Annotated in this window: 11 protein-coding genes; 3 read left to right on the forward strand and 8 right to left on the reverse strand. The window is 71.3% G+C overall.

The genetic code is table 11. The features are described from left to right. Window positions 1-191 precede the first annotated feature (191 nt). The 6 genes from Psi01_RS10755 to Psi01_RS10780 all read right to left on the reverse strand — a co-directional run bounded on the left by Psi01_RS10755 (window position 192) and on the right by Psi01_RS10780 (window position 6,772). Window positions 192-1,154: a TIGR04222 domain-containing membrane protein gene (locus tag Psi01_RS10755; RefSeq protein ID WP_204063814.1), complete on the reverse strand. Its 963-nt coding sequence runs from the start codon at window positions 1,152-1,154 to the stop codon at window positions 192-194. 257 nt (window positions 1,155-1,411) lie between these two features. Continuing rightward, on the reverse strand, window positions 1,412-3,211 hold the full coding sequence (locus tag Psi01_RS10760; RefSeq protein WP_204063815.1) for a phosphoenolpyruvate carboxykinase (GTP): 1,800 nt from the start codon (window positions 3,209-3,211) through the stop codon (window positions 1,412-1,414). Between the two features lie 291 nt (window positions 3,212-3,502). Next, entirely contained in the window at window positions 3,503-4,030 is a 528-nt protein-coding gene (gene abmR, locus Psi01_RS10765) for an ATP-binding transcription factor AbmR (RefSeq protein WP_204063816.1), read from the reverse strand. A 139-nt stretch (window positions 4,031-4,169) separates the two neighbouring features. Continuing rightward, window positions 4,170-5,480 (reverse strand): C40 family peptidase, encoded by a 1,311-nt coding sequence (locus Psi01_RS10770; RefSeq protein ID WP_204063817.1) that lies wholly within the window; start codon window positions 5,478-5,480, stop codon window positions 4,170-4,172. A gap of 240 nt (window positions 5,481-5,720) precedes the next feature. Then, window positions 5,721-6,224, reverse strand: coding sequence for a transcription elongation factor GreA (greA, locus tag Psi01_RS10775; protein WP_204063818.1), 504 nt, complete (start codon window positions 6,222-6,224; stop codon window positions 5,721-5,723). Window positions 6,225-6,343: 119 nt separating this feature from the next. Next, window positions 6,344-6,772: a DUF4307 domain-containing protein gene (locus Psi01_RS10780; protein WP_204063819.1), complete on the reverse strand. Its 429-nt coding sequence runs from the start codon at window positions 6,770-6,772 to the stop codon at window positions 6,344-6,346. A gap of 143 nt (window positions 6,773-6,915) precedes the next feature. Between Psi01_RS10780 and mca the strand changes: the two genes are divergently transcribed. Both mca and Psi01_RS10790 read left to right on the forward strand, forming a co-directional pair. Continuing rightward, window positions 6,916-7,800: a mycothiol conjugate amidase Mca gene (mca, locus tag Psi01_RS10785; protein WP_204063820.1), complete on the forward strand. Its 885-nt coding sequence runs from the start codon at window positions 6,916-6,918 to the stop codon at window positions 7,798-7,800. 34 nt (window positions 7,801-7,834) lie between these two features. Next, window positions 7,835-8,074: a hypothetical protein gene (locus Psi01_RS10790; RefSeq protein ID WP_204063821.1), complete on the forward strand. Its 240-nt coding sequence runs from the start codon at window positions 7,835-7,837 to the stop codon at window positions 8,072-8,074. A 60-nt stretch (window positions 8,075-8,134) separates the two neighbouring features. Here the strand turns inward: Psi01_RS10790 and Psi01_RS10795 are convergent, their stop codons facing one another. Continuing rightward, window positions 8,135-9,286 (reverse strand): hypothetical protein, encoded by a 1,152-nt coding sequence (locus tag Psi01_RS10795; protein ID WP_204063822.1) that lies wholly within the window; start codon window positions 9,284-9,286, stop codon window positions 8,135-8,137. 122 nt (window positions 9,287-9,408) lie between these two features. Here Psi01_RS10795 and Psi01_RS10800 point away from each other — a divergent pair, with 122 nt between their 5' ends. Beyond that, entirely contained in the window at window positions 9,409-10,275 is an 867-nt protein-coding gene (locus Psi01_RS10800) for an alpha/beta fold hydrolase (protein WP_204063823.1), read from the forward strand. Between the two features lies 1 nt (window position 10,276). Here Psi01_RS10800 and fxsT read toward each other — a convergent pair whose 3' ends face one another. Beyond that, a complete protein-coding gene (fxsT, locus tag Psi01_RS10805; RefSeq protein ID WP_204063824.1) occupies window positions 10,277-14,161 on the reverse strand; it encodes an FxSxx-COOH system tetratricopeptide repeat protein in 3,885 nt (1,294 codons plus the stop codon). Window position 14,162: the final 1 nt, after the last annotated feature.

The following is a 14,162-nucleotide window of genomic DNA, read 5'->3' on the forward strand; positions in this document are numbered from 1 at the left end:
CGCCTGATTCCGGAGACCGGTTTCAGGAGGAGGACGAGAAGAGTGAGGAAAACCGCGCCTATGAGCAGAACACCGATGAGAGCATCCATACCGGCCTCCGAGAAGGGGGTGCGTCCTGCGAACCCTGTAACCGGTAGACGATCGGGCCGCGGGCGAAGTTCTCCGCCGCGGCCCGGACCCCGTCCGCCGCCTCACCCGCCGCCGCAGCCTCCACCGCAGCCACCGCCGCCGCCGCAGCTGGACCCGCCGCCGGAGTCGCCGCCGCTCGACCCGCCGGAGTCGCCGCCCCATCCGCCGCCGCCGAAGTCGCCGCCGCCGTAGGAGGAGTCGCCGCCCGACCCGCCGCCGCAGGAGCCGCTCACGTAGCCGCCGGTCGTGTCGCGCTGCTGGAGCTCCTGGGCCAGGCCGGGATCGTCGAGCTCGCTCAGGCCGTACAGGGCGACCGGGAAGCCGACGGCGAAGGCCAGGTCGCCGCTCACCGGGCGGACGCCGCGGACGTGCGACCGGCGGGCGTACAGGAGCGCCTCCGTCCCGGACCTGGTGAGCACGCTGCGCAGAGCCGTCTTCTGCGTGGCGTGGATGATCAGGCCCACGACCGCCGTGACCAGGCCGATCAGGAAGGCGAACACGGTGAGCCCGCTGTCCAGGCCGATGACGGCCGTGCCGATGCTGAAGACGACCGCGAGCACCGAGACGGTCAGCAGCCGGCTCAGCAGCTTGCGCGCCCCGGTGAGCGCGCCGTCGGGCACCAGGAGCCCGCGGCCGACCAGGTTGTAGCGCAGGCCCTCCATGGCCTGCCCCTCGGCCACCGTACGGCGCAGCTCACCGGCCGCGCAGCTGCCTCCGCGCTCGGCCAGCGCGTCCATGACGGACCGCTCGATCGGGTCCGGGGACGGCGGGGCCCCGGCCACGAGGCCGATCTGCCCGCCCCGCGAGACGCGCACGCCGCCGCCCCTGGCCAGCAGGCCGAGCGCGGTGTTGACGGTGCGGAGCGGTCCACCGGACAGGTAGGCCAGCTCGTAGGGGGTGAGCGGACCGCCCGGATGGCTCGCGGCGGCCCGGCGAACCCTGCGGTGCTCGACACCCAGCGCCACCGCCGTGGTGACGGCCATCACGGCGAGGGCCGCCGCGATGACGATCAGTACGACTCCCATGTCCGCCTCCTGAAAGGGCCGGGGGGCATATGCCCGTTGCCAGATAGACGCTTGTGGAGACGCGGAAGTTTCTCCTGGAAGGAGCCTATTTCACCGCCGGTGGCCGGTGTGCCCGCCGGAGCCCCGGCGCCCGTCCGCCGACCACGGCCGCGGACGCGCCGGAGCCCCGGCGCCTGGCGGACGCCGGGGCTCCCGGAAGGCCCGCGGCCAGGAGGGACCCGGGCGGGAGAAGGCCGGAGAGGATCGGGGGACGGAGCTCAGCCCAGGCGGTCGACCAGGGCGTTGTACTCCTCCCACAGCTCCTTGGGCAGGTGGTCGCCGAAGGTCTCGAAGAAGGACGGGATCAGCGCGGCCTCCTCCTTCCACACCTCGGTGTCCACGGTGAGCAGGGTCCGCAGGTCCTCGGCGGGGAGGTCGAGGCCCTCGGTGTCCAGCTCGGCGGGGAGCAGGCCGATCGGGGTCTCGACGGCCTGCGCCTTGCCGTTGAGGCGGTCGACGATCCACTTGAGCACGCGGCTGTTCTCGCCGAAGCCGGGCCAGATGAACTTGCCGTCGGCGTTCTTGCGGAACCAGTTCACGTAGTAGACGCGCGGCAGCTTCGCACCCTCGCGCTGACCGATCTTGACCCAGTGGGCGAAGTAGTCACCCATGTTGTAGCCGCAGAACGGGAGCATCGCGAACGGGTCACGGCGCAGCTCGCCGACCGTGCCCTCGGCGGCGGCGGTCTTCTCCGAGGCGATGTTCGCCCCGATGAACACGCCGTGGTTCCAGCTCAGCGCCTCGGTGACGAGCGGGACCGCACTGGCGCGGCGGCCGCCGAAGAGGATCGCGGAGATCGGCACGCCCTTGGGGTCCTGCCACTCGGGGGCGATCGTCGGGCACTGCCCGGCGGGCACCGCGAAGCGGGCGTTGGGGTGGGCGGCGGGCTCGTCGCCGTCCGGGGTCCAGTCGCGGCCCTTCCAGTCGGTCAGGTGCGCCGGGGGCTCGTCGGTCAGGCCCTCCCACCACACGTCGCCGTCGTCGGTGAGGGCGACGTTGGTGAAGACGCTGTTGCCCCAGAGCGTCCTGATCGCATTGGCGTTGGTGGACTCGCCGGTGCCGGGCGCGACGCCGAAGAAGCCGGCCTCGGGGTTGATGGCGTACAGGCGGCCGTCCTCGCCGAAGCGCATCCAGGCGATGTCGTCGCCGATCGTCTCGACCTTCCAGCCGGGGATCGTCGGCTGGAGCATCGCCAGGTTGGTCTTGCCGCACGCCGAGGGGAAGGCCGCCGCGACGTAGCGGGTCTCCCCGCTGGGCGGGGTGAGCTTGAGGATGAGCATGTGCTCGGCCAGCCAGCCCTCGTCGCGGGCCATGGTGCTGGCGATGCGCAGCGCGTAGCACTTCTTGCCGAGCAGGGCGTTGCCGCCGTAGCCGGAGCCGTAGGACCAGATCTCGCGGGTCTCGGGGAAGTGGCTGATGTACTTGGTGGTGTTGCACGGCCACGGCACGTCGGCCTGGCCGGGCTCCAGCGGGGCGCCCACGGAGTGCACGCACTTGACGAAGTCGCCGCGCTCCTCGATGAGCCGCAGGGCGGCCTCGCCCATCCTGGTCATGACCCGCATCGACACCGCCACGTACGGCGAGTCGGTGATCTCGACGCCGAGCTGGGAGATCTCCCCGCCGAGCGGGCCCATGCAGAACGGGACCACGTACATGGTGCGGCCGCGCATGCTCCCCTTGAAGATCTTCCCGAAGGTCGCGCGCATCTCGGCGGGAGCGATCCAGTTGTTGGTCGGGCCCGCGTCCTCCTCGCGCTCGGAGCAGATGTAGGTGCGGTCCTCGACGCGGGCGACGTCACTGGGGTCGGAGGCGGCGTAGAAGCTGTTCTGCCGCTTGGCGAGCCGCTTGAAGGTCCCCTGGTCGACCAGCAGGTTCGTCAGGCGGGTCCACTCGGCCTCGGAACCGTCGCACCATTCGATCCTGTCGGGCTGGGTGAGCTCGGCGATCTCCTTGACCCAGGCGGCGAGTCCCTCGTGGCTGGTCGGGCTGGAGGTGGATACGTCAACGGTTGCGGTCACTGCGGCAGCTCCTCACGCTTCTCAGGGCCAAATCATCATTGACGACGAAACCGGACTTAATCCAATTGGCGTAGACCAGTGAATATGTCCGGCCGAACGTCGTCCCGCCCCGGTCCGAACCCCGCCGGTCGGCGTATGGCCTGGCAGGGGCCGTGGCGTTCGGATGTCCCTACCCGAAAGAAGCGCTTTTAAAGAAGCTATTATGGCCAGTGGTATAGGCCAATGACAGAGGTCTAAACCAATATCGACAAAGGTTCAGACCACTTTCATGACCGTTTTCCCTGGCCGGCCTCAGGAACCGACGTCGGGCCCCGACGCGCGAACCCGGTCGACGTGTTGCAGCGCGTCCCTCAGTTCGGCCAGCCAGGTGTCGGTGTGCTTGCCCACCAGACGGACGCACCAGGCCAGCGCGTCACTCCTGCTGCGCGCCACTCCCGCGGCCACCAAGGTGTCCAGGACCCGGCGCTCCGTCTGGCGCAACCGTGTCATGACGGGGACCGACAGTGTGGTGAACATCACCGTCTGGTCACCGACCGCGACTCCCCAGGACACCTTCCTGCGGAAGCGGTGCTCCGCCTCCAGGGCGATCTCGATGCGCCGCTCCCTGGTCTCCTCACGGAAGCGCTGCACCCCGCCCTCCAGAGCGGCGGCCCGCTCCACCTCGGAGGCGTCCTCGGCCAGCGCCGGCGGCCGGAGGGTGCCGATCACCGTGATCTCCTCACGGTCGAGCACGATCTCCGGCGGGCCCTCGAACCAGCCGTCGGGCATGCGACCGGAGAACCACCCCCGGAGCTTCTCGCGTGCTTCGTCGTTTTCCATGTAATCGAGATTACATCTCTACTTGAAAGGTGGCCATAGGCGAACCGGAGACGGTGAAGACACCGGAATGGGCGCATGGCCGTACGGCGGGCGGCGGGCGGCGGGCGGACTGGCGGACGCGGGCGGGCAGGCGAGCCGGTCAGCGGACGCGGGCGGCGATCTGCGGGCTGATCCGGACGGCGCCGGCGAAGTTCTTCGTGGTGACGGGAACGAGCTTGACCACGTCGCCGGTCCGCGGCGCGTGGAGCATCCTGCCGTCGCCCCAGTAGATCGCCACGTGCGAGACGTAGCCGGGGTTGGTCGGGTCGTGACGCCAGAACAGCAGGTCGCCGGGCTGGACCTGGGACAGGGAGACCTGCGGGCCCGCGACGAACTGCTGGTGCGTCACCCGCGGCACCTTGACGCCCGCCTGCGCGAAGGCCCACTGCACCAGGCCGGAGCAGTCGAAGGAGTCCGGGCCCTCGGCGCCCCAGACGTACGGACGGCCGAGCTTGCCGATCGCGGCGGTGAGCATGGCCTTCACCTGCGGGGCGCTCACCAGGGCCTCCGCGGGCCAGACCGTCTGCCGGGGGGCGGTGAAGACCGGGTTGACCGTGACGACCTGGCTGCCCTTCGGCAGGATCTTCAGGAGGGTACGGCGCAGCCGGGCGGTGTCGGCCCCGGGGGCGCTCACCACCAGCGCGTTGTCCTGCGGGATGCCCAGGGCGCGCGCGGTGGTCCGGGAGACCACGGCGTCGACCGCGCCCATGCCCATGGTCGCGTAGGCGCCCACCCGCAGGCTGTGCCCGGGGGCGGAGACGGTCTTGCCCAGCGGCATCCCGCCGTCGTTGCCCAGGACGAAGGAGACCGCCATCTCCCCGGCCGCCAGGTTGCGCCACAGCCTGTCGGAGGTCGCGGTCGGGCGCGGGGTGTAGGCCCGGAAGGTCGAGGGGTTCACGCCCAGCGTCTGCACCCGCTTGCCGTCCAGGACGACCTCGGCGGCGTCGGCCTGCTCGACCGAGCGGATTCCGCGGACCTTGGCGGCCCTGGCCACCACGGCCGGGCTCAGCGGCCGGTGGGCGACCACGAACAGATGGGGCCTGCGCATCGCCTTCAGCGGGGCGACCGGCTCGGGGGCGGCGGTCGGCAGGGGGTCCTGCGTCCCGGAGGCCGGCCCGGCGGTCGACGGGACCGTCGGCACGCCGGCGGGCGGGGTGATCGGCCCGGTGTGGGCCACCGGCGCCCGGGGCCCCTCGTCCCCGGCCGCGACCAGACCGGGATCGCGCCCGGCCAACTGGGACAGGACCACCAGGTCGGCTGCCAGGACCGCGACCAGGAGCACCGCGATGACCGGGACCGCCCGTCTCGCCGCGCGCACGCCGCGGCGGCCGCGGCCGAGGCGGGGACGGTAGGCGAGGTCGCGGCGGATCTGGTCGAGCAGGCCGGAGCCGCCCGTCCGCCGTTCGAACACGTCCTCTCCCCCTTCCGCCTGCCCGGCCCCTTGAGTGATCCGGCTTCACGAGCCTGCCGTACATCGCGATCGGATGCACGCGAACCCGCCAGAACGCTCTGATCTCGTGACACTCCCGCGGACCGGCGTGATTCCGCGACACGCCGACCCCCGCGAGACGACCTCCCGCGACATGACGGATCCGCCGGGACCGAGGGTCCCGGCGGATCCGTCACCGCGAGGTCACATCACGCGCGGAGGTCAGTTGCCACCGGTGTACGGCACGGCTTCGAGGATCTCCACGGTGGTGGAGCGGCCGTTCGGCATCGTGTAGGTGGCCTTCTCGCCGATCTTCTTGCCGTTGATCGCCGCGCTGAGGGGGGACTTGGGCGAGTAGACGTCGATGGGGGCGCCGCTCTCCTCGCGGGAGGCCAGCAGGAACGCGACCTCCTCGTCGTCACCCTCGAAACGCACGGTGACGGTCATGCCGGGCCCGACCACGCCCTCGGTGCGCGGGGCCTCTCCGACCTTGGCGCTGTCCAGGATCTGGCGGAGGTGGAAGATGCGGGCCTCCATCTTGCCCTGCTCGTCCTTGGCGGCGTGGTAACCGCCGTTCTCGCGAAGGTCGCCCTCCTCCCGGGCGGCCTCGATCTTCTTGGCGATGTCGACGCGCCCGGGCCCCGAGAGGTACTCGAACTCCGCCTTCAGGCGGTCGTACGCCTCCTGAGTGAGCCAGGTGACGCTCTCGTTGTGGGAGTCGGCCACGGGTTCTCCTTGCATCCTCTGTGGAGCTTCGCTCTGTGGGACTGTGTGCTGGGGTAACGGACGATCGAATCTCGACAGGCTAGCAAGTTAAGCGATCGAACGCTTCCCCAAATGTCTCACTATACGAGATGGCAGTACTCGACGTCGCCGGAAGTGGCCTGGGCACTGGTCTCTAGCCGTTCAGTAAGCCGGACATATCCCTCACCAGCCGGAATATCGACCAGCCGGCTCCCGACTTCCCGGTGGTCCACATCCATCGCGCGCAGGCGGCAGCGGGCCACGCGGTCGGACGGCTTGACGATCTCGAAGAGGATTTCGACGGAGTCGGGGCGGTTCGCGTCGAAGGCGATGACCTGGTCGATCACCTCGGTGTCGCCCTTGGCCGCCCACATGACGTAACCCCAGCCACCTGCGAGGACGGCGCACAGGATGGCGATGACGCCGTGCACCACGAAGCGTCCCCTGCGCTGCGGCCGGTCCGGGAAGTCGCCGGGGGTGCCGAGGACGGGACCTTCGAATCGGCCCTTCTCGGCCTCGCTGGTGGCCATGACGGAATCTCCCTGCACTACCTCGGCGTTATCCGAGACAATTGTCCCCCGCGGGGGTCTCGCCCCCGCGACCGCCTTGAGAAAAACTAACCCCTCTCCGGAGTGACCACGCCGTCCGGAGAGCGAAGAGGAGAAAACGAGCCGTGAGTGCACCTCTGAGGCTGATGGCCGTTCACGCCCATCCCGACGACGAGTCCAGCAAGGGCGCCGCCACGATGGCACGTTATGTCGCCGAAGGTGTGGACGTGCTCGTGTGCACCCTCACCGGAGGGGAGCGCGGCTCGATCCTGAACCCCAAGATGGACCGTCCCGACATCCTGGAGAACATCGGCGAGGTCCGCCGCCTGGAGATGGAGCGCGCCCGGGAGATCCTCGGCGTGCAGCAGCGTTTCATGGGATTCGTCGACTCCGGCCTGCCGGAGGACGAGAACGAGCCGCTGCCCGAGGGATGCTTCGCGCTCCAGCCGATCGAGGCGGCCGCGGCCCCCCTGGTCGCCGCGGTGCGTGAGTTCAGGCCGCACGTGATCCTGACCTACGACGACGACGGCGGCTACCCGCACCCCGACCACATCATGACCAACCGCGTCTCGGTGGAGGCCTTCGAGGCCGCCGGCGACCCCGACCGCTATCCCGAGGCCGGCGAGCCCTGGCAGCCGCTGAAGCTCTACTACCACATGGGCTTCACCAAGGAGCGCTTCGAGGCGCTGCACGAGGCCATGACGGCGCGGGGCATCGGCTCGCCGTACGCCGACTGGATCTCCCGGTGGGAGGACCGCCCGCAGAAGTGGCCGGTCACCACCCGCGTCCCCTGCGGCGACTACTTCGAGGCCCGCGACGCTGCCCTGCTGGCGCACGCCACCCAGGTCGACCCCGACGGGTTCTGGTTCGTGTGCCCCCGCGAGCTGCAGCGCGAGATCTGGCCGACCGAGGACTACCACCTGGCCCGCTCCCTGGTGGACACCGAGCTTCCCGAGGACGACCTGTTCACCGGCATCCACGCGGAGAGGGTCTCGCCCGCCTGCCCCTGACACGACCACGGGGTGCCGGTGGCAGACTTGACGCGTGATTGCCTTCAACCCTGCCTCCACCGGCGAGGTCAGCCCGGGGCTCCTCGGCTTCGTCGTCGTGGCCGCCCTGGGTTTCGCCCTGTTCTTCCTGATCAAGTCGATGAGGAAGCAGATCTCGAAGATCGAGGTCCCGTCCGAGGCCGAGCTTCGCAAGCCCGCCGAGACTGGTAAGCCCGCCCAGGCGGTCAAGTCCGCCGAGGCGGGCAAGCCCGACGGCGAGAGCCGGTCGAGCTAGAGGCCCGTGCCCGGCCGCCGGACGGCCGTGCCGTCACCGTGCCCGGGTCCCCGGCGGTCCTCAGTCGAACGGCGACCACGCCCGCTCCAGCGCCCTGGGCAGCCCCCAGTGTCCCAGCGGGGTGAGAATCTCGTTCCTGTCGACGATGCCCAGCGACGCCCACAGCGGCGTGACCGAGCCGAACAGCATCTCGGCGGCCTCCAGGTCCTCCGGGTCGTCCAGGTCGACGTCGATGTCGTCGGACTCGGCGATCAGCCGGGCGATGCGCTCGGGCGAGGCCAGCACTCCGGGGCCCCGCCTGGCCAGGGCGGCCACCACCGCCAGCCAGTCCGCGTAGTGGATGGCGCACAGCGCCGCCAGCGCCGTGTCCTCGTGACCCAGCTCGCCCTCCAGGTCGGTGAACGCCTCCACCGTGTCGTCCTCCTCGGGGAGGTCGGAGATCGGCCCGGCGATGCCCGCCGTGACGGTGAGCCAGAGCTCCTCGTCGTCCTCGGGCAGCTCCTCGCCCTCCCCGAACCCGGCGCACGCCCGCAGCACGTTGCCCGGGTATCCCGGCCCGGCCAGCACCTCGCGCAGCCGTACGCACGCCCTGTGCAGCTCCGAGGCGGGCCGTACGGGCTCGGGCAGCTCCGCCAGGATGCGCCGCAACTCGCCGAGCGCGAAGGCCTCCTCCTCGTCCCGGGCCGCGAACATCTCCTCGTCCTGCTCGTCGCCCACCACGACCGAGGGGATCCGCCCGTCGGGCAGCGGGCTGTTGAGCCAGTGCTCCTGCAGGTCCTCGTAGGCCTCGCGGGCGCCGTCGTCCCTGCGCGCGAGCGCGTCCGGGTCGATCACCCCCTCGGCGACCCGCTCCTCCAGGTGGGCCACCAGCCGGCGGTACATCTCCTCGGCGATCGGGCCCCGCTCGTCCTCCTCAGGCCAGACGAAGAAGCTCCTGGTCAGCAGGAGGGGTTCGGTCCCCGTGGACTCCAGCCAGCGCTGCACGTCGCCCACCGTGGCGGTGCCCGACTCGATCGCGCCGAGCGTCGCCTTGACGGAGTCCCAGAAGGCCGGGGACATCGGGTTGCCCGCCGCCAGCAGCGCCCTGCGCAGGTCGGGGACGGCCACCAGGGCGACCCCCGAGGGCACCGCGAGAAGCGCGCGAACCACGTCACGCCGGGTCAGCTCGGCGGCCGGGCGACCGGCGTGCGCGCAGACAAAGTCGAGATCCACGCTCCGTGAGCCTACGCCCCTCCAGGACCTCGCGGGAGCCGGGAACGCGGGGAGGAATATCAGGGGACACTGCCCCTGGAAAAGGGAAAAACCTCCATGGACGGGCAGCGGGGAGGTCGGCCTTGACGGCTCTGGTGAGAACGCCGGACGGAAGAACGCTCGCGGTCGACCAGAGCGGCTCCCCCGGCGGGCGGCCGGTCTTCCTGCTGCACGGCACGCCGGGCAGCCGGGTCGGGCCCCTCCCCCGCCCCACGCTCCTGTACCGCATGGGCATCCGCCTGATCACCTACGACCGCCCCGGGTACGGCCTGTCCGACCGGCTGGCCGGCAGGAGCGTCGCCGACGTGGCGGCCGACGTGGCCGCGATAGCCGACTTCCTGGACATCCCGCGCTTCGCGGTGATCGGCCGCTCGGGCGGCGCCCCGCACGCGCTGGCCTGCGCCGCCCTGCTGCCGGACCGCACCACCCGGCTGGCCGCCCTGGTCCCGCTGGCGCCGCGCGGCGCCGAGGGGCTCGACTGGTTCGAGGGCATGTCCCCCTCCAACGTGGTCGAGTACACCGCGGCGGCGCGCGGGCCCGGACCGCTCACCGCGCTGCTGACCTCCGTCGCCGACCAGGTCAGGGCCGATCCGACCCGCCTGGTCCCGGCGCTCGACGCCGAGCTGCCCGAGCCCGACCGGCACGTCGTGGCCGACTTCGGGATCAGGAGGATGCTGGCCGGGACCTTCGCCGAGGCGCTGCGGCACTCCGCAGCCGGGTGGGTGGACGACGCGCTGGCCTTCAGCACGCCGTGGGGCTTCGACCCCGCGGCCATCGAGGTGCCGACGCTGCTGTGGCACGGCGACGAGGACGTCTTCTCCCCCGCCGGCCACGCGCGCTGGCTCGGGCGGCGCATCCCCGGCGCCACGGTGGTCATCGAGGAGGGCGCCGCCCACTTCGGCTCGCTGCGCGTCCTGCCCGACGTCCTGGCCTGGCTGGCCGCCGGATGAGTCAGAACGGCTGAGGTTCGAGGTCGCGGTTGATCCGCCGCCACTGCCGCAGGTAGATCAGCGTGGGATGCTCCTCGCCCAGGACGCGCGCCTTGTCCGCCAGCACCCGCTCCCTGAGCCGCTCCGCCTGGGCCCCGCGATCCGTCGTGTGGAGGGTGACGGCCAGGTTGGCCTCGCAGGCGAGCGTGTCGGGGTGCGCGGGACCGAGCGCGTCCCGCAGCGTGTCGATCGTGCGGCGCTCCAGCGCCTCGGCCTCCTGCGGCCTTCCCGCGTCGGCCAGACAGTTGGCCAGGTTGACGGCGGCGGACAGGACGAAGGGATGCCGCTCGCCGAGCGCGGCGCGCAGCCCGTCGAGCACTTCCTGCGCCTGGGCCGCCGCGGTGACCACGTCACCGGTGCCGCGCAGGTAGATGGCGAGGTTGTTGCGGGCGATCAGGGTGACCGGATGGCTCTCGCCGAGGCTCCGCCGGTAGATGTCCACGATGCCCGCCGCACGGTCGCGCGCGGCGACCTTGTCGTCCAGCGCCGACTCGCAGCAGGCCAGCTCCAGCGTCGCGGCCAGGGCGTCGGGGGTCAGCGGGTAACGCTGCCGGTAGCGCTCCTCGGTCTCCTTGGCCAGCTGCCAGGCCTCCTGCTGGTCCCCCGCCCGGCGCAGGGAGACCGCCAGGCTCTTGGCCGCCCGCAGGGTGTCGACGAAGTTCTCGCCGAGGGTCTCGCGGTAGCTCTGGAAGGTCGCCCGCAGGATGTCGACCGACTCCCGGTAGATCCCGATCTCCCGCAGGTCGCGGGCGAGCTGGGTGGCGGAGTAGAGCGTGTAGGGATGGGTGGGGCCGAGCACGTGGTTGCGCCGGCGCAGGGTGTCCTCGTCGAGCTCGCGGGCATTGTGGCTGTCGCCGACGAGCCGGTAGGCCAGGGCCAGGTTGTTGGCGGCGGCCAGGGTCCTGGGGTGGTCCTCGCCGTACAGCGTCTTCCACCGCTCGAAGGTCACCTTGTCCATCTCCAGCGACCTGCCGTACTCCCCCAGCCCGCGCAGGTCGGCCGCCAGGCCGCCGGTGGTCATGAGCGTGTGCGGATGCCGCTCGCCCACCACCGCGCGCTGCATCTCCCGCACCCACTCGTTCAGCTCCCGGGCCTCCTGGTACCTGCCCTGGGACCGCTTGACGTTGGCCACGTTGAACAGCAGGTGCAGGCGCTGGCGGTCCTCGACCCCGAACTTCTCCTCCCAGTAACCGGCCAGCTCGTCCCCCAGCGCGAGTGCGCTGTCGAAGTCCCCGCGCTTCCACAGATAGCGCACCCGGTCGGTGAGCAGCTGGCGGGTCTCCTCCTCGGTGCACTCGGTGGCCCGGGAGGGCTGCAGGTGCTGCCAGATGAGGTCGTAGCGCGTCCAGTTCTCCGGGTCGTCCACCTCGCCCTGGCGCGGCCGGGCGCCCACCAGGATGCGGTGCACCTCGTGGCAGGCCTGCTCCTGCTCCTGCTCGGTCATCTGGCTGCGGATGACGGCCTGGACCAGGCGGTGCACCTGGATGGTGTTGTTGCCCTGGTCCACCTTCGCCAGCGCGAACCTGCCGATCTCCTGGATGACCCGGCCCAGCACCATCTTCTCGCGCAGCATCTCGTCGTACGGCAGCAGCGAACTGATCATCTCGTCGCTGTAGAGCAGGGACATCGAGATCGGCTCAGGGGCGAAGAACGCGCACAGCTGCAGCAGCCGCACCGAGGACGGGGAGCTCTCGCGCAGCTGGGCCAGCGACAGGTTCCACGTGACCGCCACCGGGTGCGGGTAGTCGGCGGGCTGCCCTAGCGACAGCACCCGGGCGGTCTCCGACCCCAGCTGCTCCACGAAGGTGGCGGCGGGCATGCCCGTCTCGGCGAGCCAGGCGGCCGCCTGCTCCACCGCGATGGGCAGGTGGCCCAGGGCCGCCGCCACCTCCAGCGCGTCCCGGGCCGCCAGGCCGGGGACGCGGCGGCTCAGGTGCTCCAGGCTCTCCTCCTGGCTGAAGACGTCGACCTCCAGGGGCGCCGCGACGCTCGACCACGCCTGGTTGCGCGAGGTGATCACCACGTGGCCGGTCCCGCCGGGGAAGAAGTCCCGAAGCTCGTCGGGATCCCCGGCGTTGTCGAAGACCAGCAGCCAGCGGGAGTACGGGGCGCCCAGCCGCAGCGCCTCGCGCACCGCCTCCACGACCTCGGCGATGCTCTCCCCGACGCGGATCTTCAGCTCGCGGGCCAGCTTCTCGAACGCCGCGTTGATGCGCTCGCGGTTCTCGGAGGGCACCCACCAGATCAGGTCGTAGTCCGCCTTGAAGCGGTGGGCGTACTCCAGGGCGACCTGCGTCTTGCCCACGCCGCCCAGGCCGTACAGCGCCTGCGGCAGCACGACCGCCGCGCTACCGCCCACGAGCTGGTGGCGCAGCGTCTCCAGTACGGCGCCGCGGCCGGTGAAGGCGGCGTTCCTGGTGGGGACGTTCCAGATCTGCGGGACGCTTCCCGGGAAGCGCGCGCCCACGGCCGACAGGTCCGCCGCGATCTCCTCAGCCACGCCCAGGGCCCTCAGCAGGGTCTCCGCGGCCGGGCGCTCCTGCAGCCGGGTCAGGTCGGTCAGGGCCCGGTCGCCGTACGGGGACGGGAAGCGCGACTCCGAGATCCGCACCGCGACCAGCTCGCTCTGCCCCGCCGCCTCGGCGGCCGTCAGGCGCGACCACACCTCCAGCGCCCGCGGGGCGTTCAGGTAGGCGGTGGAGAGCACGGCAAGCGTCCTGGGCGCCTCCCCCTCGCCGTCCTCCTCCCCGCCCGCGTCGACGCCGCGCAGCGCGACCCGGTGTCCCTGGCGGTCGAGCACGGCCGCGATCCAGTCAGCCCACATCCGGTCCTCGCGGGCGTAGCTGATGCGCACGTCGATCTGGGGCGCGGGGTGCCGCCGCACGAACTTCTCCAGGTACCGCAGCCGTACGGGCTCCTCCAGGCGGGGGAACGAGGTCACCTCGCCCTCGGTGACCGCCGCGGTGAGCCGCTCGAAGGCCGCCAGCAGGGAGCCCGGCCGGGCCGGGTCGTCGCCGAACGTGGCGAGGATCTCCTCGAAGGCGTAGAAGGGGGTGTAGGGGATCTCGACGCCGCCCCAGTACTCGTCGGCCTCCTGGGGTGTCATTCCGGCGGGGAATCCCTCGAACTTCCGCCGGGCCAAGGCGCGCCCGGCGTCGCACCGTTCCTTCTCCCCCGTGTCGATGCGCATCGGGACCGGCAGGATGCGGATGTCGCGGTCGCCGTAGCGCTCGCTGATGTCCCTGGCCATCTGCGAGGCGCCGTCGATGCCCTGGTTGGCCAGGGTGAAGCAGTCGACGAGGACGTCCGGCAGGTGGACGGTGCAGATCCCCGCGATGTCACTGGCGCCGGTGCGGCTGTCGATGAGGGTGTAGTCGTAGCACGCCTTCATGTCGGCGCGCAGCGCGTCGAAGAACTGGCCCCCGCCCTGCCGGTCGTAGAAGTTGTCCCAGTTGAAGCCGGAGGCCGGGGAGGAGTAGTCGCGGTTGGCCCGGCCGGGCGCCAGGAAGTCCAGCGTCCCGCCGCCGGGGAACTCCCAGTCGAGCGAGATGGCGTGCTTCTCCGACCTGGCGTACTTGGTGTGCCAGTCGCCGGGACGGGGCTCGTTGCGCATCACCGCCCACTGGTAGTCGGAGATCAGGTCGATGACGCCGGCCGCGGTCGTGGCCGTCCCGGGCGCCAGGAACGGGGTGAAGAACTTGTGCAGGCCGGGTGACTCCAGGTCCCAGTCGACCACGAGCACCCGCCTGCCCGCACTGGCCAGGATCCAGGCCGTGTTGGCCAGTGCCATGGTGCGTCCGGTGCCGCCCTTGTACGAGTAGAAGGTGACGACCTTTCCTTCGCTCATG

It is taken from the genome of Paraplanobispora siamensis (assembly GCF_016863175.1).
Classification (GTDB): domain Bacteria; phylum Actinomycetota; class Actinomycetes; order Streptosporangiales; family Streptosporangiaceae; genus Planobispora; species Planobispora siamensis.